The 21,522-nt window shown below is 67.1% G+C and carries 17 protein-coding genes and 1 pseudogene; 17 read left to right on the top strand and 1 reads right to left on the bottom strand.

The features are described from left to right. The first annotated feature begins 10 nt into the window (after positions 1–10). The 14 genes and pseudogenes from rsmH (at position 11) to lpxC (ending at position 16,324) form a co-directional block, all read left to right on the top strand. Positions 11–976, top strand: a complete 966-nt coding sequence (gene rsmH, locus ACTJI4_RS05775) for a 16S rRNA (cytosine(1402)-N(4))-methyltransferase RsmH (protein WP_093536204.1) — start codon at positions 11–13, stop codon at positions 974–976. Then, entirely contained in the window at positions 976–1,239 is a 264-nt protein-coding gene (gene ftsL / locus ACTJI4_RS05780; protein ID WP_068849221.1) for a cell division protein FtsL, read from the top strand. The genes rsmH and ftsL overlap by 1 nt, the downstream gene beginning before the upstream one ends. Next, the gene (locus ACTJI4_RS05785; protein WP_392919201.1) at positions 1,236–3,083 is read left to right on the top strand and encodes a peptidoglycan D,D-transpeptidase FtsI family protein; all 1,848 of its coding nucleotides are present in this window, start codon (positions 1,236–1,238) and stop codon (positions 3,081–3,083) included. Before ftsL ends, ACTJI4_RS05785 begins: the two co-directional genes overlap by 4 nt. Continuing rightward, positions 3,080–4,558, top strand: coding sequence for a UDP-N-acetylmuramoyl-L-alanyl-D-glutamate--2,6-diaminopimelate ligase (locus ACTJI4_RS05790; RefSeq protein ID WP_440868800.1), 1,479 nt, complete (start codon positions 3,080–3,082; stop codon positions 4,556–4,558). The genes ACTJI4_RS05785 and ACTJI4_RS05790 overlap by 4 nt, the downstream gene beginning before the upstream one ends. Then, positions 4,555–5,949 (top strand): UDP-N-acetylmuramoyl-tripeptide--D-alanyl-D-alanine ligase, encoded by a 1,395-nt coding sequence (locus ACTJI4_RS05795; RefSeq protein ID WP_392919194.1) that lies wholly within the window; start codon positions 4,555–4,557, stop codon positions 5,947–5,949. Before ACTJI4_RS05790 ends, ACTJI4_RS05795 begins: the two co-directional genes overlap by 4 nt. Next, positions 5,939–7,024: a phospho-N-acetylmuramoyl-pentapeptide-transferase gene (mraY, locus tag ACTJI4_RS05800; protein ID WP_392919190.1), complete on the top strand. Its 1,086-nt coding sequence runs from the start codon at positions 5,939–5,941 to the stop codon at positions 7,022–7,024. The genes ACTJI4_RS05795 and mraY overlap by 11 nt, the downstream gene beginning before the upstream one ends. After that, on the top strand, positions 7,024–8,349 hold the full coding sequence (ftsW, locus tag ACTJI4_RS05805) for a putative lipid II flippase FtsW (RefSeq protein ID WP_392919186.1): 1,326 nt from the start codon (positions 7,024–7,026) through the stop codon (positions 8,347–8,349). Before mraY ends, ftsW begins: the two co-directional genes overlap by 1 nt. Then, positions 8,346–9,431 (top strand): undecaprenyldiphospho-muramoylpentapeptide beta-N-acetylglucosaminyltransferase, encoded by a 1,086-nt coding sequence (gene murG / locus ACTJI4_RS05810; RefSeq protein ID WP_440868801.1) that lies wholly within the window; start codon positions 8,346–8,348, stop codon positions 9,429–9,431. Before ftsW ends, murG begins: the two co-directional genes overlap by 4 nt. A gap of 22 nt (positions 9,432–9,453) precedes the next feature. Then, positions 9,454–10,890, top strand: coding sequence for a UDP-N-acetylmuramate--L-alanine ligase (gene murC, locus ACTJI4_RS05815; protein WP_392919181.1), 1,437 nt, complete (start codon positions 9,454–9,456; stop codon positions 10,888–10,890). Further along, positions 10,887–11,870, top strand: coding sequence for a D-alanine--D-alanine ligase (locus ACTJI4_RS05820; protein WP_392919179.1), 984 nt, complete (start codon positions 10,887–10,889; stop codon positions 11,868–11,870). Before murC ends, ACTJI4_RS05820 begins: the two co-directional genes overlap by 4 nt. Then, a pseudogene (locus ACTJI4_RS05825) lies at positions 11,867–12,544 on the top strand (cell division protein FtsQ/DivIB); the annotation flags it as partial. The gene ACTJI4_RS05820 and the pseudogene ACTJI4_RS05825, both read left to right, overlap by 4 nt. Positions 12,545–12,606: 62 nt before the next feature. Beyond that, complete coding sequence (gene ftsA, locus ACTJI4_RS05830; protein ID WP_068849240.1) at positions 12,607–13,842, top strand: cell division protein FtsA; 1,236 nt, start codon at positions 12,607–12,609, stop codon at positions 13,840–13,842. A 173-nt stretch (positions 13,843–14,015) separates the two neighbouring features. Beyond that, on the top strand, positions 14,016–15,242 hold the full coding sequence (gene ftsZ, locus ACTJI4_RS05835) for a cell division protein FtsZ (RefSeq protein ID WP_392919176.1): 1,227 nt from the start codon (positions 14,016–14,018) through the stop codon (positions 15,240–15,242). A gap of 170 nt (positions 15,243–15,412) precedes the next feature. Continuing rightward, positions 15,413–16,324: a UDP-3-O-acyl-N-acetylglucosamine deacetylase gene (gene lpxC / locus ACTJI4_RS05840; protein ID WP_392919173.1), complete on the top strand. Its 912-nt coding sequence runs from the start codon at positions 15,413–15,415 to the stop codon at positions 16,322–16,324. 268 nt (positions 16,325–16,592) lie between these two features. Here the strand turns inward: lpxC and ACTJI4_RS05845 are convergent, their stop codons facing one another. Continuing rightward, a complete protein-coding gene (locus ACTJI4_RS05845; RefSeq protein ID WP_392919170.1) occupies positions 16,593–17,033 on the bottom strand; it encodes a DUF721 domain-containing protein in 441 nt (146 codons plus the stop codon). A 12-nt stretch (positions 17,034–17,045) separates the two neighbouring features. On the opposite strand from ACTJI4_RS05845, the gene ACTJI4_RS05850 reads away from it, so the two are divergent. The 3 genes from ACTJI4_RS05850 (at position 17,046) to ACTJI4_RS05860 (ending at position 21,510) form a co-directional block, all read left to right on the top strand. After that, the gene (locus ACTJI4_RS05850) at positions 17,046–17,996 is read left to right on the top strand and encodes a peptidoglycan DD-metalloendopeptidase family protein (protein WP_392919167.1); all 951 of its coding nucleotides are present in this window, start codon (positions 17,046–17,048) and stop codon (positions 17,994–17,996) included. A 163-nt stretch (positions 17,997–18,159) separates the two neighbouring features. Next, entirely contained in the window at positions 18,160–20,892 is a 2,733-nt protein-coding gene (secA, locus tag ACTJI4_RS05855; protein ID WP_440868802.1) for a preprotein translocase subunit SecA, read from the top strand. 138 nt (positions 20,893–21,030) lie between these two features. Beyond that, entirely contained in the window at positions 21,031–21,510 is a 480-nt protein-coding gene (locus ACTJI4_RS05860) for a hypothetical protein (protein ID WP_440868803.1), read from the top strand. Positions 21,511–21,522 lie beyond the last annotated feature (12 nt).

Genomic DNA, 21,522 nt, shown 5'->3' on the forward strand with positions numbered 1-21,522 from the left:
GGGTGCCCGGGTGCGCGGAGGCGCGCAGGCCGGTCACCTTCCGGTGTCGCAGTCGCCGGCGGGCCATCTGCCGGTGCTGTACACGCAGGTCCTGGACGGCCTGAGGGTGATCGAAAACGGAACGTATCTCGATGGCACGTTTGGTCGCGGCGGTCACGCCCGCGGCGTGCTCGAGCAACTCGGTCCTGGAGGCCGGCTGCTGGTCATGGACAAGGATCCGGAAGCAATCGCGGTAGCCGAGCGTGATTTCGCGCCGGACCCGCGTGTCTCGATCTTCCGTGGCAGCTTCGCCGACCTGCTGCACTGGAACGCCACCGCTGACGGCCTGGATGGGGTGCTGTTCGACCTCGGCGTGTCCTCGCCGCAGCTGGACGTGGCCGAGCGCGGTTTCAGCTTCGGCAAGGACGGCCCGCTGGACATGCGCATGGACCCGGACAGCGGCGAAAGCGCGGCGCAGTGGCTCAACCGCGTCGAAGAACGCGAACTGATGGACGTGCTGTGGACCTATGGCGAAGAGCGCCAGGGGCGCCGCATCGCCCGCGCGATCATCGCGCGCCGCGACAAGCAGCCGTTCACCCGCACCGCCGAACTGGCCGAACTGATCGCTTCGGTGATGCCGCGTGGCAAGGACAAGATCCACCCGGCCACGCGCAGCTTCCAGGCCATCCGCATCCACATCAACCGCGAACTGGCCGACCTTGAAGCCGGCCTGGACGCGGCGATGGCGCGGCTCAAGCCCGGTGGCCGGCTGGCGGTGATCAGCTTCCATTCGCTGGAAGACCGCATCGTCAAGCAGTTCATGAACCGCCACGCCAAAGCGCCGCCGACCAATCGCCGGCTGCCCGAGCTGGCCGCGTTCGTGCCGACACTGGATCTGATCGGCGGCGCCATCAAGGCCGAGGACGACGAGCTGGCGGTCAATCCGCGCTCGCGCAGCGCCGTGCTGCGTGTGGCCGAAAAGCGCGGGGTGGCCTGATGAGCCGCCTGCTGCTGGTCGTGCTGCTGGCCTGCACCATCGCCTCGGCGATCGGTGTGGTGTTCATGCGCCACCGCCACCGGCAGACCTTCGTCGAGCTGTCGCGGGTCGAGCGCGCCCGCGACGAACTGAATATCGAGTTCGGCCGCCTGCAGCTGGAGCAGGCGACCCTGGCCGAAGCCACCCGGGTCGACCGCGTGGCGCGCGAGCGGCTCGGCATGAAGTTTCCCGAAGCGGCTGATGTCGTGGTGGTACGGCCATGAACAAGACCGGCCGCAACCGCACCCGCAACGCCTTCAACCTGCGCCAGCGCCTGAAGTGGGTCGGCCTGGCGCTGGGCCTGTGCTCGGTGTCGCTGGTGGGCCGCGCCGCCTACGTGCAGATCATCAACAGCGATTTCTACCAGCGCCAGGGTGAAGCCCGTTACCTGCGTGAGCTGCCGATCAATACCTCGCGCGGCATGATCACCGACCGCAACGGCGAGCCGGTGGCGGTGTCCACCCCGGTGGCCTCGATCTGGGTCAACCCGCAGGAGCTGATGCGCTCGCCGGACCGCATTCCGGAACTGGCCACCGCGCTGGGCATGCCGCTGGACGAGCTGACCTCCAAGCTGAGCCAGAAGGCGGACAAGGAATTCATGTATCTGCGCCGCCGGATCAATCCTGACGACGCCGAAAAAGTGGTTGCCCTGAAGATTCCCGGGGTGGCCTCGCAGCGCGAGTTCCGCCGCTTCTACCCGCAGGGTGAGGCGATGGCGCACGTGCTGGGCTTCACCAACATCGATGACCGCGGCCAGGAAGGGCTGGAACTGGCCTTCGACGAGTGGCTGCGTGGCAAGGCCGGTGCCAAGCGGGTGATCCGCAACCGCAAGGGCGAAACTGTCGAGAGCGACCTGCTGCGCGCTGCCGAGCCCGGCAAGGACCTGACCCTGAGCATCGATCGCCGCATCCAGTTCCTGGCGTTCAAGGAACTGCGCAACGCGCTGATCGAGAACAAGGCCGCCGGCGGTTCGATGGTGATCATGGACGTGGCTACCGGCGAAGTGCTGGCCATGGTCAACCTGCCGACCTACAACCCCAATGCGGTAGGCGGGGCTGCACCGGACACCCGCCGCAACCGCGCCGTGACCGACCTGGTCGAGCCGGGTTCGACCATGAAACCGCTGACCATCGCCTCGGCGCTGCAGTCCGGCGTGGTCACCAAGGACACCACGGTCGACACCAACCCGGGCTACATGGCAATCGGCCGCTACACCATCAAGGATGTGCCGCGGAACAACGGCGTGCTCAACGTCACCGGCGTGATCACCCGCAGCTCGAACATCGGTGCGGCCAAGATCGCCGCCAAGATGCCGGACCAGGTGTTCTACGACCACGTGCACAGCTTTGGCTATGGCAGCGCGCCGCACAGCGGCTTTCCCGGCGAATCGGCCGGCGTGCTGCCGCGCCCCGCGCGCTGGAGCGGTTCATCCAAGACCACCATGTCCTACGGCTATGGCATGAATGTCACCCCGCTGCAGATCGCCACGGCTTACTCGGCGCTCGGCAACGGCGGCAAGCTCATCGCGCCGACCTTCGTCAAGGGCCAGCGCAACGAAGGCAAGCAGATCATCGACGAGAAGATCGCCAAGGAAGTCGTGGCGATGATGGAAACCGTGGTCACCCAGGGCGGCGCCAAGCAGGCGGCGGTGCTGGGCTACCACGTGGCCGGGAAGACCGGCACCGCGCGCAAGGCCGGCCCCGGTGGCTACGAGCGGGGCCATTACAACGCACTGTTCGCCGGCGTGGTGCCGGCCAGCAACCCGCGCTTTGCCACGGTGATCGTGATCAACGACCCGCAGGCCGGCAAGTACTACGGCGGGCTGGTGTCCGCGCCGGTGTTCCACAACGTCATGGAAGGCGCGCTGCGCCTGATGGACGTGCCGCCGGACGACATCGATTCCTGGCTGGCTGCCCAGCAGTCCGGGAAGATGGGCCACGCCGCTTCGTCGCTGCCGACCCCGCCGCCGGCGGAGACGGTGGCCGCGCCCGACGCCGCCGCCGAATTCGATGCCGCGCTGCCCAGCGCGCACGCCACGTTGCCGCCCGCGCAGGGAGGCACGCAATGAGCCAGATGATGTTGCTTTCGCAGTTGCTTCCCGATGTGGCGTTGAGCCACGACCCGTCCATCACCGGCCTGGTGCTGGACAGCCGTGACGTGCGTCCCGGCAATGCCTTCGTGGCGATCGCCGGTTTCGGCGCACACGGGCTGGGCTTCGTCGACCAGGCCAGGGCCGCCGGCGCCGCCGCCATCCTGTTCGAACCGCCGGCACCGGCGGAACTGCCGGCACCGGCCGACGCCATTGCCGTGCCGGGCCTGCGTGCGCGCATGGGCGGCATGGCCGACCAGTTCCACGGTCATCCCTCGCGCGCGATGACCATGGTCGGAGTGACCGGCACCAACGGCAAGACCTCCACCGTGCAGCTGCTGGCCCAGGCCTGGCACCTGCTCGGTACTCCCAGTGGCAGCATCGGTACGCTCGGCGTGGGCCTGTATGGCAATGTGGTGCCGACCGGCTTCACCACGCCGCTGGTGCTGCAGATGCATGAAGTGCTGGCGCAGCTGCGTGACCAGGGCGCCAAGGCCGTCGCCATGGAAGTGAGCTCGCATGCGCTGGACCAGGGCCGCGTGGATGCCGTGCACTACGACGTGGCGGTATTCACCAACCTCACCCGCGACCATCTCGATTACCACGGCGACATGGACCAGTACGGCGCGGCCAAGGCCAAGCTGTTCCATCGCGCCGGCCTGAAGGCGGCGGTGGTCAACCTGGATGACAGCTTCGGCAGCGAACTGCTGCGCACGGTCGATGCCGGCATCGCCCGGATCGGGGTCAGCTCGCGCGGTGCGCAGCAGGCCACGCTGCGCGCCGACTCGCTCAAGCTCGATGGCCGTGGCATCGCCTTCGACCTGGTGGTCGACGGTGCACGCCACCCGGTGCAGTCGCCACTGCTGGGCCGCTTCAACGTGGACAACCTGATGGCCGTGGCCGGCGTGCTGCACGCGCTGGGCCATGCCCCGGAGGCGATTGCCGCGCTGGTGTCGCAGCTGCAGCCGATCGCCGGACGCATGAACCGCCTCGGCGGCGAGCGCGGCCTGCCGACCGTGGTGGTCGATTACGCGCATACCCCCGACGCACTGGAACAGGCGCTGCAGAGCCTGCAGGGTCACCTGCAGGGCAGGCTGTTCTGCGTGTTCGGCTGCGGCGGAGAGCGCGACGCGGGCAAGCGCCCGCAGATGGCGGCCATCGCCGAGCGCCTGGCCCAGCAGGTGATCGTCACCGACGACAACCCGCGCGGCGAAGAGGGTGACGCGATCGTGGCCGACATCCTGGCCGGATTCACCGCGCCGGACGCGGTCACCGTGCAGCGCAACCGCGCGCGCGCGATCGGCCTGGCGGTGAAGCTGGCCGGCCCGGGCGACATCGTGCTGCTGGCCGGCAAGGGCCACGAGCCTTACCAGGAAGTGCGTGGGGTCAAGCACGACTTCGACGACACCCTGGTGGCCGCCGCCGCGCTCAACGCCAAGGAGGCCATCCTGTGAAGCGCACGCCGCTCTCGCTGATCGCCCACTGGGCCGGTGGTGACATCCATGGCGATGACACCGCCATCGACGCCATCAGCAACGACACCCGCACCCTGGCGCCCGGCAGCCTGTACGTGGCACTGCGTGGCGAGCGCTTCGACGGCCATGACTTCGCCGCCGATGCGGTGGCGCGTGGCGCCAGCGCCATGCTGGTCGAACGCCTGCTGGACGTGGCCGTACCGCAGATCGTGGTCGGCGACAGCGAACACGCACTGGGCCGCATTGCCGCGGGCATGCAGCGCGACCGCGCCGCACGCGTGTTCGCCATCACCGGCAGCAACGGCAAGACCAGCGTCAAGAGCCTGCTGCTGGCGATCCTGGAACAGGTGGCGCGCGAGCAGCGCACGGTGGTGTATGCCAACCCGGGCAACCGCAACAACGAGATCGGCCTGCCGCTGGCGGTGATCGATGCGCCGGAAGATGCCGACTACGCCATCTACGAGATGGGCGCCGGCAAGCCGGGTGACATCGCCTACCTCACCGACATCGCACGCCCGCAGTACGCGCTGGTCAACAACATCGCCCCGGCCCACCTGGAGCGGATGGGCAGCCTGCAGGGCGTGGCCAGCACCAAGGGCGCCATCTACGCCGCACTGCCGGCCGACGGCGTGGCGGTGATCAATGCCGATGACGCTTTCGGCATCTGGTTCGAACAGCACATCGTCGGCCGCCCGCCGCGCAGCCGCGTGTTGCGTTATGGCCTGGACCACAGCGCCGACGTGACCGCGAAGGACATCCGCGCGACCGCCGACGGCAGCCGGTTCCAGCTGGTCAGCGCGCTCGGCAGCATGGAGATCGCATTGGCACTGCCGGGCCGACACAACGTCAGCAATGCCTTGGCCGCCGCATCGCTGGCGCTGGCGGCCGGCATCGGCCTGGCCTCGATCGCCGCAGGCCTGGCACGCGCCGAACCGGTGCCCGGCCGCCAGATCGCGCACCGGCTGCCCAATGGCGCCGTGCTGATCGATGACAGCTACAACGCCAACCCCGGCTCGCTGGCCGCTGCCATCGACGCGCTGGCTGCGTCGAAGGACGAGGCCTGGCTGGTGCTGGGCGACATGCGTGAACTCGGCCCGGATGGCGAGGCGCTGCATGCGCAGGCCGGTCGCCGCGCCCGCGACGCCGGCCTGAAGCGGCTGTACACGCTGGGCACGTTGAGCGCAGCGGCATCGCAGGCGTTCGGCGACGGGGGTCGCCACTTCCAGAGCCACGACGCCCTGGCGGCCGCGCTGGCCGCCGAACTGCATGCTGGCGTGCGCTGCCTGGTCAAGGGTTCGCGCGGCAGCGCCATGGACAAGATTGTAAAAGCGCTGCTGGCGCGAGGAGAGGAAACCCCCCATGTTGCTTGAACTGGCCCGATGGTTGCAGCAGTTGGAGAGCCTGTTCGGGCTGTTCGGCTACCTGACTCTGCGAGGCATCCTGGCCGCGCTTACCGCGCTGTTCCTGTCGCTGTGGCTGGGCCCGGCGATGATCCGCAAGCTGGCCCAGTTCAAGGGTGGCCAGCCGATCCGCAGCGACGGACCGCAGACCCACTTCTCCAAGGCCGGCACGCCGACCATGGGCGGCTCGCTGATCCTGCTCACCATCACGCTGTCGGTGCTGCTGTGGGCCGATCTGCGCAACCGCTACGTGTGGGTGGTGCTGGCGGTGATGCTGTGCTTCGGTGCGATCGGCTGGTACGACGACTGGATCAAGATCGTGCGCCGCGACCCGAATGGCCTGAAGTCGCGCTGGAAGTACCTGCTGCAGTCGATCTTCGGCCTGGCGGCCGGCCTGTTCCTGTTCTACACCGCCGACGTGCCCGCCGCGCTCACGTTCTACATCCCGATGTTCAAGTCGGTGGCGCTGCCGCTGGCCGGGATCAGCTTCGTGGCCATTGCCTACTTCTGGATCGTCGGCTTCTCCAACGCGGTCAACCTGACCGACGGCCTGGACGGGCTGGCGATCATGCCGACCGTGCTGGTGGCCTGCGCGCTGGGCGTGTTCGCCTATGCCTCGGGCAACGTGGTGTTCTCCAACTACCTGCAGATCCCGCAGATCCCCGGCGCAGGCGAACTGGTGATCATCTGCGCGGCGATCGCCGGCGCAGGCCTGGGCTTCCTGTGGTTCAACACCTACCCGGCCATGGTGTTCATGGGTGATATCGGCGCGCTGGCGCTGGGCGCGGTGCTGGGCACGATCGCGGTGATCACCCGCCAGGAGCTGGTGCTGGTGATCATGGGTGGCGTGTTCGTGATCGAAACGCTGTCGGTGATGATCCAGGTCGCCTCGTTCAAGCTGACCGGCAAGCGCGTGTTCCGCATGGCGCCGATCCACCACCACTTCGAACTCAAGGGCTGGCCCGAGCCGCGCGTGATCGTGCGCTTCTGGATCATCTCGGTGGTGCTGGTGCTGATCGGCCTGGCCACGTTGAAGGTCCGCTGATGAACGATCTCTCGCGCCAGGCAACCCGCCTTGAAGCCATCGGAGGCCACTTCGACAAGTGGCTGCTGGGCGCGATCATCACGCTCACCGGGCTGGGCGTGGTGATGGTTGCGTCGAGCTCGATCGCGCTGATGAGCAGCCCGTTCTATTACCTCAACCGCCACCTGATCTTCCTGGCAGTGGGCATCGTGCTGGCCGGCCTGGCCATGCGCACCGAGCTCAAGAGCATCGAGCAGTACAACCAGATGCTGCTGCTGGGCTGCTTCGCGCTGCTGGTGGTGGTGTTCATCCCCGGCCTGGGCAGCAGCGTCAACGGCGCCCGGCGCTGGATCAACCTGGGCTTCTCCAAGTTCCAGACCGTCGAAGCGGTGAAGGTGCTCTACATCGTGTGGCTGTCCAGCTACCTGGTGCGCTTCCGCGACGAGGTCAATGCGACCTGGCCGGCGATGCTCAAGCCGCTGGGGGTGGCCGGCGCGCTGGTGGTGCTGCTGCTGCTGCAGCCGGACTTCGGCTCGTCGACCCTGCTGCTGGCGATCACCGCCGGCATGCTGGTGCTGGGCGGCGTGAACCTGCCGCGCATGTCGATGCCGATCGTGTTCGGTCTGGTGGCGATGAGCGCGCTGGCGATCATCGAACCGTACCGCATGCGCCGCATCACTTCGTTCTGGGACCCGTGGGCAGACCAGCAGGGCGACGGCTACCAGCTGTCCAACGCACTGATGGCCGTGGGCCGCGGCGAGTGGACCGGGGTGGGCCTGGGCAACTCGGTGCAGAAGCTGTATTACCTGCCCGAAGCGCATACCGACTTCATCTTCTCGGTCACCGCAGAGGAACTGGGCTTCATCGGCACCTGCCTGATCGTGGCGCTGTATGCGCTGCTGGCCGGCCGCGCGTTCTGGATCGGCATGCGCTGCGTGGAAATGAAGCGCCACTTCTCCGGTTACATCGCCTTTGGCATCGGCCTGTGGGTGAGCATGCAGAGCTTCGTCTCGATCGGCGTCAACCTGGGCATCCTGCCGACCAAGGGCCTGACCCTGCCGCTGATCTCGTCCGGCGGTTCCAGCATCCTGATGACCTGCGTGGCGATGGGCCTGCTGCTGCGCGTGTCCTACGAACTGGACCGTGCCGAGCGCCGCCAGGCGGTGCGCATGGGCGCGGCCGAGCTTGACGATGCGGCACCGGTCGGCGCGCCCACCAGTGCCAGCGCCGTGGCCGCCGCCATGCAGGACAGCACCGCGCGGGCGTCCGCGCACCGCGACAGTGCCCCGCGTGGGACCAGCCGCATGCAGCAGCGGATCGAACCGACCCTGGGGAGGATGGGATGAACGCCCCGATTCCGCAGCGCCCGGTGATGATCATGGCCGGCGGTACCGGTGGCCACATCTTCCCCGGCCTGGCCGTGGCCAAGGTGCTGCGCGAACGCGGCATCCCGGTGACGTGGCTGGGCAGCGTCGGTGGGATGGAAACCCGCCTGGTGCCGCAGCACGACATCCACATCGACACGTTGGCCATCAGTGGCCTGCGCGGCAAGGGCACGCTGGCGCTGCTGACGGCCCCCGGCCGCCTGCTGCGCGCCGTGCGCTCGGCCGGCTTCCTGATCCGCGACCGCCAGCCGCGTGCGGTGATCGCCTTTGGTGGTTTTGCGTCCGGTCCCGGTGGCCTGGCCGCACGCCTGCACGGCCTGCCGCTGCTGGTGCACGAACAGAACCGCGCGCCGGGCCTGACCAACCGCGTGCTGTCGCGCTTCGCGCGGCGCGTGCTGACCGGTTTCCCGGGCAGCTTTGCCCAGCGCGAAGAGGCCGTCGGCAACCCGGTGCGTGCCGAGATTGCCGCCATTGCCGGACCGGAACAGCGCCTGGCCGGCCGCCAGGGCGCGCTGCGGCTGCTGGTACTCGGTGGCAGCCAGGGCGCACGCGCACTCAACACCGCCGTGCCGGAGGCGCTGGCCGCACTGGCGGCCGGCGTTGCGGTCGACGTGCGCCACCAGAGCGGTGAAAAGCTGCACGCCGAAGCGCTGCAGGCATACCAGGATACAGGCGTCAGCGCCCGGGTCGAACCGTTCATCGCCGACATGGCCGAGGCGTTCGGCTGGGCCGACCTGGTAGTGTGCCGCTCCGGCGCCTCCACCCTGGCCGAGCTGTGTGCGGTCGGCGTGGGCAGCGTGCTGGTACCGTTCGCGGCCGCCGTTGATGATCACCAGACCCGCAACGCGGAGTATCTGGTCGAGCGCGGCGCAGCCGTATTGCTGAAGCAGGACGAAACGCTGGCCATGCGCTTGCAGGACGTGCTGCGCGATCTGTCCGAAAATTCCGCCCGCCGCATGCAGATGGCAACCGCCGCGCGTGCCCTGGCCAAGGTCGATGCCGCCGAGCGCATCGCCGACATCATTCTCGAGGAATCCAAATGAACACCGTTACGCGAGGCCGCGCATGATCCGCCGCCTGCACGACACCAATGACCTGGTGCGCGCCTTCCCGCGCGTGCATTTCGTCGGCATCGGTGGCACCGGCATGAGCGGTATCGCCGAAGTGATGCTGACGCTGGGCTATGAAGTGTCCGGTTCGGACAACGCCGACAACGCCGCCACCCGCCGCCTCGCCGGGCTGGGTGCGCGCGTGATGCGCGGCCACTCGGCCGCCAACGTGCTGGGCACCGACTGCGTGGTGGTGTCCAGCGCGATCCGCGACGACAACCCGGAGCTGATGGAAGCGCGCAGCCAGCGGATTCCGATCATGCCGCGCGCGGCCATGCTGGCCGAGCTGATGCGCTTCCGTCGCGGCATCGCGGTGGCCGGCACCCATGGCAAGACCACGACCACCAGCCTGACCGCAGCGGTGCTGAGCGAAGGCGGGCTGGACCCGACGTTCGTGATCGGTGGCCAGCTGCTGGCGGCCGGTGCCAATGCCAAGCTCGGCAGCGGCCAGTGGCTGGTGGCCGAAGCCGATGAGAGCGATGGCAGTTTCCTGCGCCTGAACCCGCTGGTGTCGGTGATCACCAATATCGATGCGGATCATCTGGAGAACTACGGCAACGATTTCTCCCGCGTGCAGGCCGCCTTTGCCGAGTTCCTGCAGCGCCTGCCGTTCTACGGGCTGGCGGTGCTGTGCATCGACGACCCGGAAGTGGCCGCGCTGGCCGCGCAGACCCCGCGCCATGTCATGAGCTACGGCATGAGCCCCAATGCGGACGTGCGCGCCGAGGACGTGTTCCAGGACGGTCCGCGCATGCGCTTCACCCTGCGCCTGCCCGAAGGCAGCAGCTACCCGGTCACCCTGGCGCTGCCGGGCGCGCACAACGTGCTCAACGCGCTGGCCGCTGCTGCGGTGGGCTGGCAGCTGGGCGTGGCCCCGGATGCGATCGCGCGCGCGCTGGAAAGCTTTGCCGGCATCGGCCGCCGCTTCAATGACCTGGGCATCGTCACCACCCGCACCGGTGCCAAGGTGCGCGTGATCGACGACTACGGCCATCACCCCCGTGAGCTGGCGGCCGTGTTCGCCGCCGCGCGCGGCGGCTGGCCGTCGCAGCGCCTGGTGGTGGCCTTCCAGCCGCACCGGTACAGCCGTACCCGTGACCAGTTCGACGCCTTCGCGGCGGTGCTGTCCGAAGTGGATGCGCTGGTGCTGAGCGAGGTCTACCCGGCCGGTGAAGCGCCGATTCCCGGTGCCGATTCGCGCTCGCTGGCCCGCGCCATCCGCGCACGCGGCCGCAGTGAACCGGTCGTGGTCGGCCAGGCGGCGGAACTGCAGCACGTACTGCCCGATGTCCTACAGGACGGCGACCTGCTGTTGATGATGGGCGCCGGTGACATCGGCCATGTCGCCCATCTGGTCGCCACCGATGGCTTCAACGAGGCACCCGCCGCATGAGCATGCTGACCTTCCCGCCGCTGCGCACCACCGACCCGGCCGTGTTCGGCCGCGTTGCCGTGCTGCTGGGCGGCACCTCCAGCGAACGCGAAGTCTCGCTGGATTCCGGCCGCAACGTGATCGAGGCCCTGCGCGCGCGTGGGGTCAACGCCACCGCGGTGGACGGCATTCCGGCGCTGGCGCTGGCGCTGGTGGAGAAGCGCTTCGATCGCGTCTTCAACATCCTGCACGGCCACAACGGCGGCGGTGAGGACGGCATCGTGCAGGGGCTGATGGAAGCCTTCGGCGTGCCGTATACCGGTTCGGACGTGCTCGGCTCGGCGTTGGGCATGGACAAGATCCGCACCAAACAGGTGTGGCTGTCGCTGGGCCTGCCCACCCCGCAGTACCGGAAGGTGGACAGCAGCAACGTCCACGCGCTCGCGGCCGAGCTCGGCCTGCCGGTGGTGGTCAAGCCGGCCAATGAAGGGTCCAGCGTCGGCATCAGCCGGGTCACCGACGAGGCCGGCCTGGATGAGGCCGTCGCGTTGGCGGCACGCTACGACGGCCAGCTGCTGATGGAGCAGATGGTGGTTGGCGATGAGCTGACCGTGGGCATCCTCGGCGATCAGGCGCTGCCGTCGATCCGCATCGTGCCCAAGGGCCAGTGGTACGACTACAACGCCAAGTACATCGCCGAAGACACCCAGTACCTCTGCCCGGGGCTGGAAGGCGACGACGAGGCGGAGATCCGCCGGATCGCGCTGGAAGCCTTCCGCGCCGCCGGCTGCCGGGGCTGGGGCCGCGTCGACGTGATGCGTGACCGCAACAGCGGCGCGTTCTACCTGCTCGAAGTAAACACCGCGCCGGGCATGACCAGCCATTCGCTGGTGCCCAAGGCGGCCGGCCAGGCCGGTATCGGCTTTGAAGAGCTGGTCTGGCGTGTGCTGGAGCAGACGTTGCCGGAAGGCTTCGGCACCACGGAGGCCTCCTACGCATGAACGCGGTGCTGCGCATCTTCGTCTGGTTGCTGGCCCTGTCGTTGGTAGCGCTGCCCGTGGTGGCGGTGCTCAACGGCTGGGTTGGTGCCGAACGCTGGCCGTTGGCCAAGCTGCGCGTGCACGGTGAATTCAAGCGGGTCCCGGCCGAGCAGCTGCAGCAGGTGGTGCTGCCGTATGCGAAGTCCGGCTTCTTCGCGGTAAAGCTGCAGGACGCGCAGGACGCCATCGAAAAGCTGCCCTGGGTGGAAAGCGCGCAGGTGCGCAAGCAATGGCCCGACGTGCTGGAAATCACCCTGGTCGAGCACAAGCCGTTCGCGCGCTGGGGCAAGGACAGGCTGCTGTCAGAGCAGGGCAAGCTGTTCGCCACCCCGCAGAAGCTGCAGGACCTGGCATTGCCGAACCTGGACGGTCCCGATACCCAGACCGAAGAAGTCGTGGCGCTCTACAACGATGCGCGCGCGCTGTTCGCCCCGGCTGGAGTCGATGTCACCCGGGTCAGCATGGATGCGCGCGGCAGCTGGTCGCTGCAGCTGAGCAATGGCACCGAAGTGGTGGTCGGCCGCGACGACGCGCGCTCGCGCCTGCAGCGCTTCGTGCGCGTGCTGCCGCAGCTGGCCAACCAACAGGCGCCGATCGAACGCGCCGACCTCCGCTATACCAATGGTTTCACGCTGAGCTGGGGTACCCCGGCCGCGGCCGCGCCGGCCACTGTGGCGCACAGCACGCAGGACAGGACATGAATCGCAAGGGTGACAAATCGCTGATCGTCGGGCTCGATATCGGCACCTCCAAAGTGGTGGCGCTGGTCGGCGAGTATTCGCCGGGCAACCCCATCGAAGTGATCGGCATCGGTTCGCATGAGTCGCGCGGGCTCAAGCGCGGTGTGGTGGTGGATATCGAATCGACCGTGCAGTCGATCCAGCGCGCGGTCGAAGAGGCCGAGCTGATGGCGGGCTGCGAGATCCGCTCGGTGTATGCCTCCATTTCCGGCAATCACGTGCAGTGCAAGAACTCGCCGGGGATCGTGCCGATCCGCGACGGCGAAGTGACCTGGGGCGACCTGGACCGCGTGCTTGATGCCGCCAAGGCCGTGGCGATCCCGGCCGACCAGAAGATCCTGCACGCCATCCCGCGCGAATACGTGCTGGACGATTCGCAGGAAGGCATCCGCAACCCGGTCGGCATGACCGGGGTGCGCCTGGAGGTGCACGCGCACCTGGTGGTGTGCGCGCAGTCGGCCGCGGCCAACATCAGCAAGTGCGTGCAGCGCTGCGGCCTGCAGGTGGACGATCTGGTGCTCTCTTCGCTGGCCTCCAGCGTGGCCGTGCTGACCGCCGACGAGCGCGAGCTGGGCGTGGTGCTGGTCGACATGGGCGCCGGCACCACCGACCTGGCCGTGTTCGTGCAGGGCGCGATCTGCCACACCGCCTCGCTGCCGATCGCCGGCGACCACGTCACCAACGACATCGCGCACATGCTGCGCACGCCGACCCCGGAAGCCGAGCAGATCAAGGTGCGTTACGCCTGCGCCCTGGCCCAGCTGGCCACCGCCGAGGAAAGCATCCAGGTGCCCAGCGTAGGCGACCGTCCGCCGCGCCGCATGCCGCGCCACGCGCTGGCGCAGGCGGTGCAGGGCCGTTACGAGGAAATCTTCGAGATGGTGCAGGCCGAACTGCGCCGTTCCGGCTTCGAGGAACTGGTGCGCGCCGGCATGGTGCTCACCGGCGGTGCCTCGAAGATGGAAGGCGTGGTCGAACTGGCCGAGGAAATGCTGCAGATGCCGGTACGCGTGGGCATTCCGCAGCACGTCACCGGACTGGGCGAGGTGGTCGGCAACCCGGTGCACGCCACTGGCGTGGGCCTGCTGCTGATGGGCAGCCAGATCGAACACCCGCGCCGCCCGTCGCTGCCCACCGGGCGCGCAGGCAGCATGTTCAACAAACTGAAAACCTGGTTCCGCGGCGAGTTCTGAAAGAGCTCGCTGCAGCCGACTGTCGGTCGGCTGGCGTCAAACCGGCCCCCGCCGGTGCAACAAAAGAGAAAAGCAACACACAACCCACACAGCCGCAACGGCAACATGCAGCGCGACGGCAGGACGCCAACACGCCCATGCCAACCAGAAGCGGATACAACGAGGACACGGACATGGCGCATTTCGAACTGATTGAGAAGATGGCACCCAATGCGGTGATCAAGGTGATCGGCGTGGGCGGCGGCGGCGGCAACGCCGTGGCGCACATGGTCAGCACCAGCGTGGACGGCGTGGAATTCATCACCGCCAACACCGACTCGCAGGCCATCAAGAATTGCGGTGCCAAGCTGCAGCTGCAGCTGGGTACCAACGTCACCAAGGGCCTGGGCGCGGGCGCGAATCCGGAAGTGGGCCGCCAGGCCGCGCTGGAAGACCGCGAGCGCATCATGGACGCCCTGCAGGGTGCGGACATGGTGTTCATCACCGCCGGCATGGGTGGTGGCACCGGTACCGGCGCTGCACCGGTGGTGGCACAGCTGGCCAAGGAGATGGGCATCCTGACCGTGGCCGTGGTCACCAAGCCGTTCCCGTTCGAAGGCCGCCGCCGCATGCAGGTTGCGCTGAAGGGCATCGAGGAACTGAGCCAGCACTGCGACTCGCTGATCACCATCCCGAACGAGAAGCTGATCACCGTGCTGGGCCGCAACGCCACCATGATCCAGGCCTTCCGTGCCGCCAACGACGTCCTCCAGGGCGCCGTGCAGGGCATCGCCGACCTGATCGTGCGTCCGGGCCTGATCAACGTCGACTTCGCCGACGTGCGCACCGTCATGTCCGAAATGGGCCTGGCCATGATGGGTACCGGCACCGCCCGTGGCGATGACCGCGCCCAGGCCGCCGCCGAAGCCGCCATCCAGAACCCGCTGCTGGACGATGTGAACCTGGCCGGCGCCAACGGCATCCTGGTCAACATCACCGCCGGCGCCGACTTCACCATGGCCGAGTTCGACGAGATCGGCCGCACCATCGATGGCTTCGCTTCCGAAGACGCCACCGTGGTGGTCGGTACCGTGCTGGACCCGGACATGCAGGACGAAGTCCGCGTGACCGTGGTCGCCACCGGCCTGAACCGTGCCGTGGCCGCCAAGTCGCAGCGTCCGGGCGAACGCGCGCCGATCAAGCTGGTCCGCAACGCCACCACCGGCCAGCCGGAGTTCGGCGACTTCGACAACGGCGGCGACGCGGTGTCCAAGGCAGTCGGCGGCATGGGCCTCGGCCTGCGTCGTCCCAGCGCCGACACCGTGACCCCGTCCGCACCGTCGTCTTCGGGTCCGGCCGCGGCCGAACTGCCCAACGATTACCTGGACATCCCGGCGTTCCTGCGCCGCCAGGCGGACTGAGGAAAGCAGCCGGGGTCTTGTCCTCCCCGGTGAGCGCCTCCATGTCCCTTGCTGCCGGGCCAGGATAGGCCCGGCAGTCTGCCGCCTCCGGTTCAGAAAGGAGTCGCGGTAGTGCGTGTTATTCTTGTTTGTCACTGTCGCGCTGACCGCGCGCTACCCGGCCGGCCCCCATGATTCCGCAACGCACCCTCAAGAACACGATCCGCGCCACCGGCGTTGGCCTGCACAGCGGCGACAAGGTCTACATGACCCTGCGTCCGGCACCGGTCAACCATGGCATCGTGTTCCGGCGCGTGGACCTGGACCCGGTGGTGGAGGTGCCCGCACGTGCGGATCTGGTCACCGAGGTGACCCTGTGCACCGGGCTGACCTGCAACGACGCCAAGATCCAGACCGTCGAACACCTGATGTCGGCCCTGGCCGGCCTGGGTGTGGACAACATCATCGTGGAGCTGTCCTCGGCCGAGCTGCCGATCATGGACGGTTCCTCGGGCCCGTTCGTGTTCCTGCTGCAGTCGGCAGGCATCGCCGAACAGGACGCGCCCAAGCGTTTCATCCGTATTCTCAAGACCGTGGAAGTCACCGACGGCGACAAGGTCGCCCGCTTCGAGCCGTATGAAGGCTACAAGCTCGGTTTCACGATCCAGTTCGACCACCCGATGATCCCGGCCAAGCAGTCGCGCGCCGAGATCGAGTTCTCCACGGCGGCCTACACCAAGGAAATCTCCCGCGCGCGCACCTTCGGGTTCATGCGTGACCTGGAGTACATGCGCGAGCGCAATCTCGGTCTGGGCGGTTCGATGGACAATGCCATCGTGCTCGACGAATTCCGCGTGCTCAATGACGACGGCCTGCGGTACGCCGACGAATTCGTGCGGCACAAGATCCTCGACGCGATCGGTGACCTGTATCTGGCCGGCGGCCAGGTGCTGGGGGCGTACGAGGGCTTCAAATCCGGCCATGCGCTCAACAACAAGCTGGTGCGGGCCCTGCTGGCCGACGCCAGTGCCTGGGAGTGGGTGAGCTACGAGGCGCCCAGCAGCGAGGTTCCGGTGGTCTACGCCGCGCCTGCTTACGCCTAAGTCATTGAAATGAAACCAAAAGGAACGGCGCCTCGGGCGCCGTTCGGCGTTTCGGGGCATGGGCGTGGTGTGATGTTGATGTCAATGAACCGTGTACGTACTGCGTCACGGATTTGTGAACCCGATCCGGTTCTGAGCTGAATTTAACTTATTTTTAATAAAAGACTAACGACTGGACGGCCCGGCACGGCTACGATGGCCGCCGGCTCCCCACCCGATTCACGTGATCGTGACGACGGTAGGGAAGGGGCGGGATGCCCCGATGTCTTCAGGAGGTGGAAGAATCCACGTCCTTCAGACAGGCCAACGCGTCGCGTAGCCCTTTGTGCGTGGCGGCTGAAACTGCGTGGGGGCCATTCCTGTCATCGATCGCTGGGGAGCGTGGAGGAGCGGCAGCCGCAGTTTTGACGGTCACCTTGGTGACCTTCAGCCCGATGGACCGGGCCGCGTCGATCAACTGAGCCTCGGCAAGCCGCACTTTGGCGTGCCAGACAGGAGATTCGACGAGAAAAACGAGGTGTTCGCCGTTCACATTCGCCAACCGGCAACGGGCGGCCAGGGTGGGCGGCAAATGGGGGCGCAACTGACGGTCCAGCGCATCGAGCCACAGGGCACGACGCAGCGGATTGCCGGCTTTGTCACCCATGACTGCATCCAGCGCCGGTTTCGGTGTTGAGGCAGGACGGGCACTGGATTTCGGCTCAGACATGAAAACTCACTGATGGCATTCAAAAAGATCGTAATCAAAACGCGTGAAGGACAGGCCAAGACGCCGCTGGCGCGTTTGCGTTTCTACTTCGAGGACAGGCCCCGCGCCCTGCTGGGCAGCGTACTTGGGCTGGGTTGCCTGATCGGCTTCGGTGCCGGTCTGGGTGGCAGCATGTTCAACGATTCCCGGCTCCACGCCAAGGTCGCCCAGCAGGAACGCGACCTGGCGCAGGCCCGCAAGGACGCCCAGACCCAGGTCAACGCCCTGGCCGCCCGCATGGGCGAGCTGCAGGCGCAGGCGACCCGGCTCAATGCGCTGGGCGAACGGCTCACCCAGATGGGCAAGCTGGAGGACGGCGAGTTCGACTTCAACGAGACCCCCGGCCTCGGTGAAGGCGAGCCTGGTCCGACCCAGGACATCCCGGCCAGCGCGGTCAACGCCGACTTACAGGTGCTGGAGCAGCGCTTCGCTGCTTCAGGCCGCCAGTTGTCGGTGATGGAATCGCTGATGTTCGACCACCAGCTGGAGCAGGACGCGGTGCCGGGTCGCATGCCGATCCGCAACAGCTACATCACCTCCGGCTTCGGTGGTCGCAACGACCCGTTCGGTCGCGGTCGCGGCAACCACAAGGGCATCGACTTCCACGCCAAGGTCGGCGACCCGGTCATGGCCGTGGCCGATGGCGTGGTCAGCTTCTCCGGGGTCAAGGGCGGCTATGGCAACGTGGTCGACGTGGACCACGGCAATGGCTACGTGACCCGCTACGCGCACAATTCGCGCCTGGTGGTGAAGGCTGGCGACCTGGTCCGCGCCGGGCAGGAAGTGGCCAAGGCCGGCTCCACCGGTCGTTCCACCGGTGCCCACGTCCACTTTGAAGTGTGGGAGCGCGGCAACGTGGTCAACCCGCGCAAGTTCCTCGGCGATGGCGGCAACACCCCGGTCGGGCGGGTTTCCCGCGGCTGAGGGGCCATCCGGCCGATCGTGGGCGCTTGAAACCAAGTGCCCTCGTCCCAAGCTACAATGGGTGTTGCCATAGACAGGGCGCGATGCGCCCTGTTTCGTTTGCGGCGGGCGGCTCCCGAGGGAGCGTCGCCGTTGGGGCGTCTCATTCCAACCGGTTCCTTCAATGATCAACAGCCTGCTTACCCGCGTCTTTGGCAGTCGTAACGAACGCCAGCTGCGCCAGCTCAACCGCATCGTCGCCAAGATCAATGCGTTGGAGCCGGACATCGAAAAGCTCTCCGACGAGCAGCTCAAGGCCAAGACCCCGGAGTTCAAGCAGCGCATCGCCGACGGTGAAGCCCTGGACAAGGTGCTCCCGGAAGCCTTCGCGGTCTGCCGTGAAGCCAGCCGCCGCGTGCTCGGCATGCGCCACTACGACGTCCAGCTGATCGGCGGCATGGTGCTGCACCTGGGCAAGATCGCCGAAATGCGCACCGGTGAAGGCAAGACCCTGGTGGCCACGCTGCCGGTGTACCTGAACGCGCTGGAAGGCAAGGGCGTCCACGTGGTCACCGTGAACGACTACCTGGCCCGCCGCGACTCGGCGCAGATGGGCAAGCTGTACAACTGGCTGGGCATGAGCGTCGGCGTGGTCTACCCGGGCATGCCGCACAGCGACAAGCGCGAGGCGTATGCCAGCGACATCACCTACGGCACCAACAACGAATTCGGCTTCGACTACCTGCGCGACAACATGGCGCTGTCGCGGGCCGACCGTTACCAGCGTGGCCTGCATTACGCCATCGTCGACGAAGTCGACTCGATCCTGATCGACGAAGCGCGTACCCCGCTGATCATCTCCGGCCCGGCCGACGATTCCCCGGAGCTGTACATCCGCGTCAACCGCGTGGTGCCCAGCCTGATCCGCCAGGAAGCCGAAGAAGGCGAGGGCGATTTCTGGGTCGATGAGAAGGGCAAGCAGGTGCACCTGTCCGAAGCGGGCATGGAGCACGCCGAGCAGCTGCTGGTCGAAGCAGGCATCCTCAGCGCTGAAACCGAAGGCCTGTACGCGGCGCAGAACCTCACCGTGGTCCATCACCTCAATGCGGCCCTGCGCGCGCATGCCATCTACCAGCGCGATGTCGATTACATCGTGCGCGACGGCGAAGTGGTGATCGTGGACGAATTCACCGGCCGTACCCTGGCCGGCCGCCGCTGGTCCGACGGCCTGCACCAGGCGGTGGAAGCGAAGGAGGGCGTGCCGGTCCAGCGCGAGAACCAGACCCTGGCCAGCATCACCTTCCAGAACCTGTTCCGCATGTACAGGAAGCTGTCCGGCATGACCGGTACGGCCGACACCGAAGCCTACGAATTCCAGAGCATCTACGGCCTGGAAGTGGTGGTCATTCCGACCAACCGCCCCACCATCCGCAAGGACTCGCCGGACCAGGTGTTCCTCAACCGCAACGGCAAATTCAACGCGGTGCTGGCCGACATCCAGGAGTGCAACAAGCGCGGCCAGCCCGTGCTGGTGGGCACCACCTCGATCGAAACCTCGGAAATGCTGTCCGAGCACCTGCGCAAGGCCGGCGTGCACCACGAAGTGCTCAATGCCAAGCAGCATGACCGCGAAGCGACCATCATCGCCAACGCCGGCATGCCCGGTGCGGTGACCATCGCCACCAACATGGCCGGCCGTGGTACCGACATCGTGCTGGGCGGCTCGCTGGAAGCGCAGCTGCACGAGCTGGGCGACGACGCCACCGCAGAGCAGCGCGCCCAGGTCAAGGCCGACTGGCAGGCCCGCCACGACAAGGTGAAGGAAGCGGGCGGCCTGCACATCGTGGGCACCGAGCGCCACGAATCGCGCCGCATCGACAACCAGCTGCGCGGCCGTTCCGGCCGCCAGGGCGACCCGGGTTCGTCGCGCTTCTACCTGTCGCTGGAAGACAACCTGATGCGCATCTTCGCCTCGGACTGGGTCCAGAAGGCGATGCGCATGATGGGCATGAAGGAAGACGACGTCATCGAAGACCGCCTGGTCAGCCGCCAGATCGAAAAGGCGCAGCGCAAGGTGGAAGCGCACAACTTCGACATCCGCAAGAACCTGCTCGATTTCGATGACGTCAACAACGACCAGCGCAAGGTGATCTACGCACAGCGCGACGAGCTGCTGGACGCCGAGTCGGTGAAGGACAACGTCGACGGCATCCGTGGCGATGTGATCTACGACATCGTGGCCCGCTTCGTGCCGCCGAACTCGATCGACGAACAGTGGGACCTGCCGGGCCTGGAAGCCACCCTGGCCTCCGATCTGGGGGTGCAGATGGACGTCACCGGCCTGGTCAGGGAACACGAAGAGCTCGACGCCGAAGCCATCGCCAACAAGGTGCAGGCCCGCGTGGACGAGCACTTCGAGCAGAAGGAAACCGGCGTCGGCGAAGAGACCATGCGCGCGCTGGAGAAGCACGTCATGCTCACCGTGCTCGACCAGAGCTGGAAGGAGCACCTGGCCCGCATGGATTACCTGCGACAGGGCATCTACCTGCGCGGCTACGCGCAGAAGCAGCCCAAGCAGGAATACAAGAAGGAAGCGTTCGAGCTGTTCTCGGAAATGCTGGAGAACGTCAAGCGCGAAGTGGTGACCCTGCTGTCGCGCGTGCGCATCCGCAGCGAAGAAGAAGTGGCGGCGCTGGAAGCAGCCGAACGCCAGCAGGCCGAAGCGCGCCTGCTGCAGTCGCAGTTCCAGCACCAGAACGTGGGCGGCTACGGCGCCGATGAGGAAGCCGCGGACGTGGAAGCCGAGCGCAACGGCGTGGGCCAGGTCACCCGCGAAGAACCCAAGGTCGGGCGCAACGACCCGTGCCCCTGCGGCAGTGGCAAGAAGTACAAGCACTGCCACGGCCAGCTGAGCTGATCAAAGAGAACCCCGCGAAAGCGGGGTTTTTTCTGGGCGCGGCGGCGCGGGCGATATTTCGGACGCTGTTCAACGCGACGGTGCACTGCGCTGGCTACAGTGGTCTCCGGGTACAACTTTTGAAACCTGGAGGTGGGTGTGGGCCAATTTCAGCGTAGTGCTGCGATAGCTGCGGTGCTGTTCACAGCGATGCCGATACCGAAGGCGGCGGCCGAGGGATCTGGAACGAAGCAGGCGACTGCCGCTTGCTGTCTTGGGGACGACAACACTTCGCAGCTCAAGGGCATCGGCTTGGGCCAGGAGAACCCTTCAGCTCCAGACCTGAGTGTGGATCCAAGGTGGCGGGTTCATGGATTCACGCGCGATGGAATCTCATATTTCCAGGTCAATGACGCTATGGGGCGCGTCCAGCTGATCATCGGCACGTTGGACGGCCTGTTCTGGGCATTGCCTGCCGGGGAGACGTCAGATCAAGTGGTTCTGCCTCCACAGCGCGTGGCAGATGTCGACGCCATGGATCGTTCCGAGGTGTACCGGCACCCTGCATTTACACTTGTGCGCTATCGAAAGGGCGGGGGCGCCGTGTGGTCAGTCGAGCATCCAGGAACGGAGCGCTGAAGGACGGGTGAG

This window comes from Stenotrophomonas sp. 22385 (assembly GCF_052045085.1).
In the GTDB taxonomy this organism is placed as follows: Bacteria; Pseudomonadota; Gammaproteobacteria; order Xanthomonadales; family Xanthomonadaceae; genus Stenotrophomonas.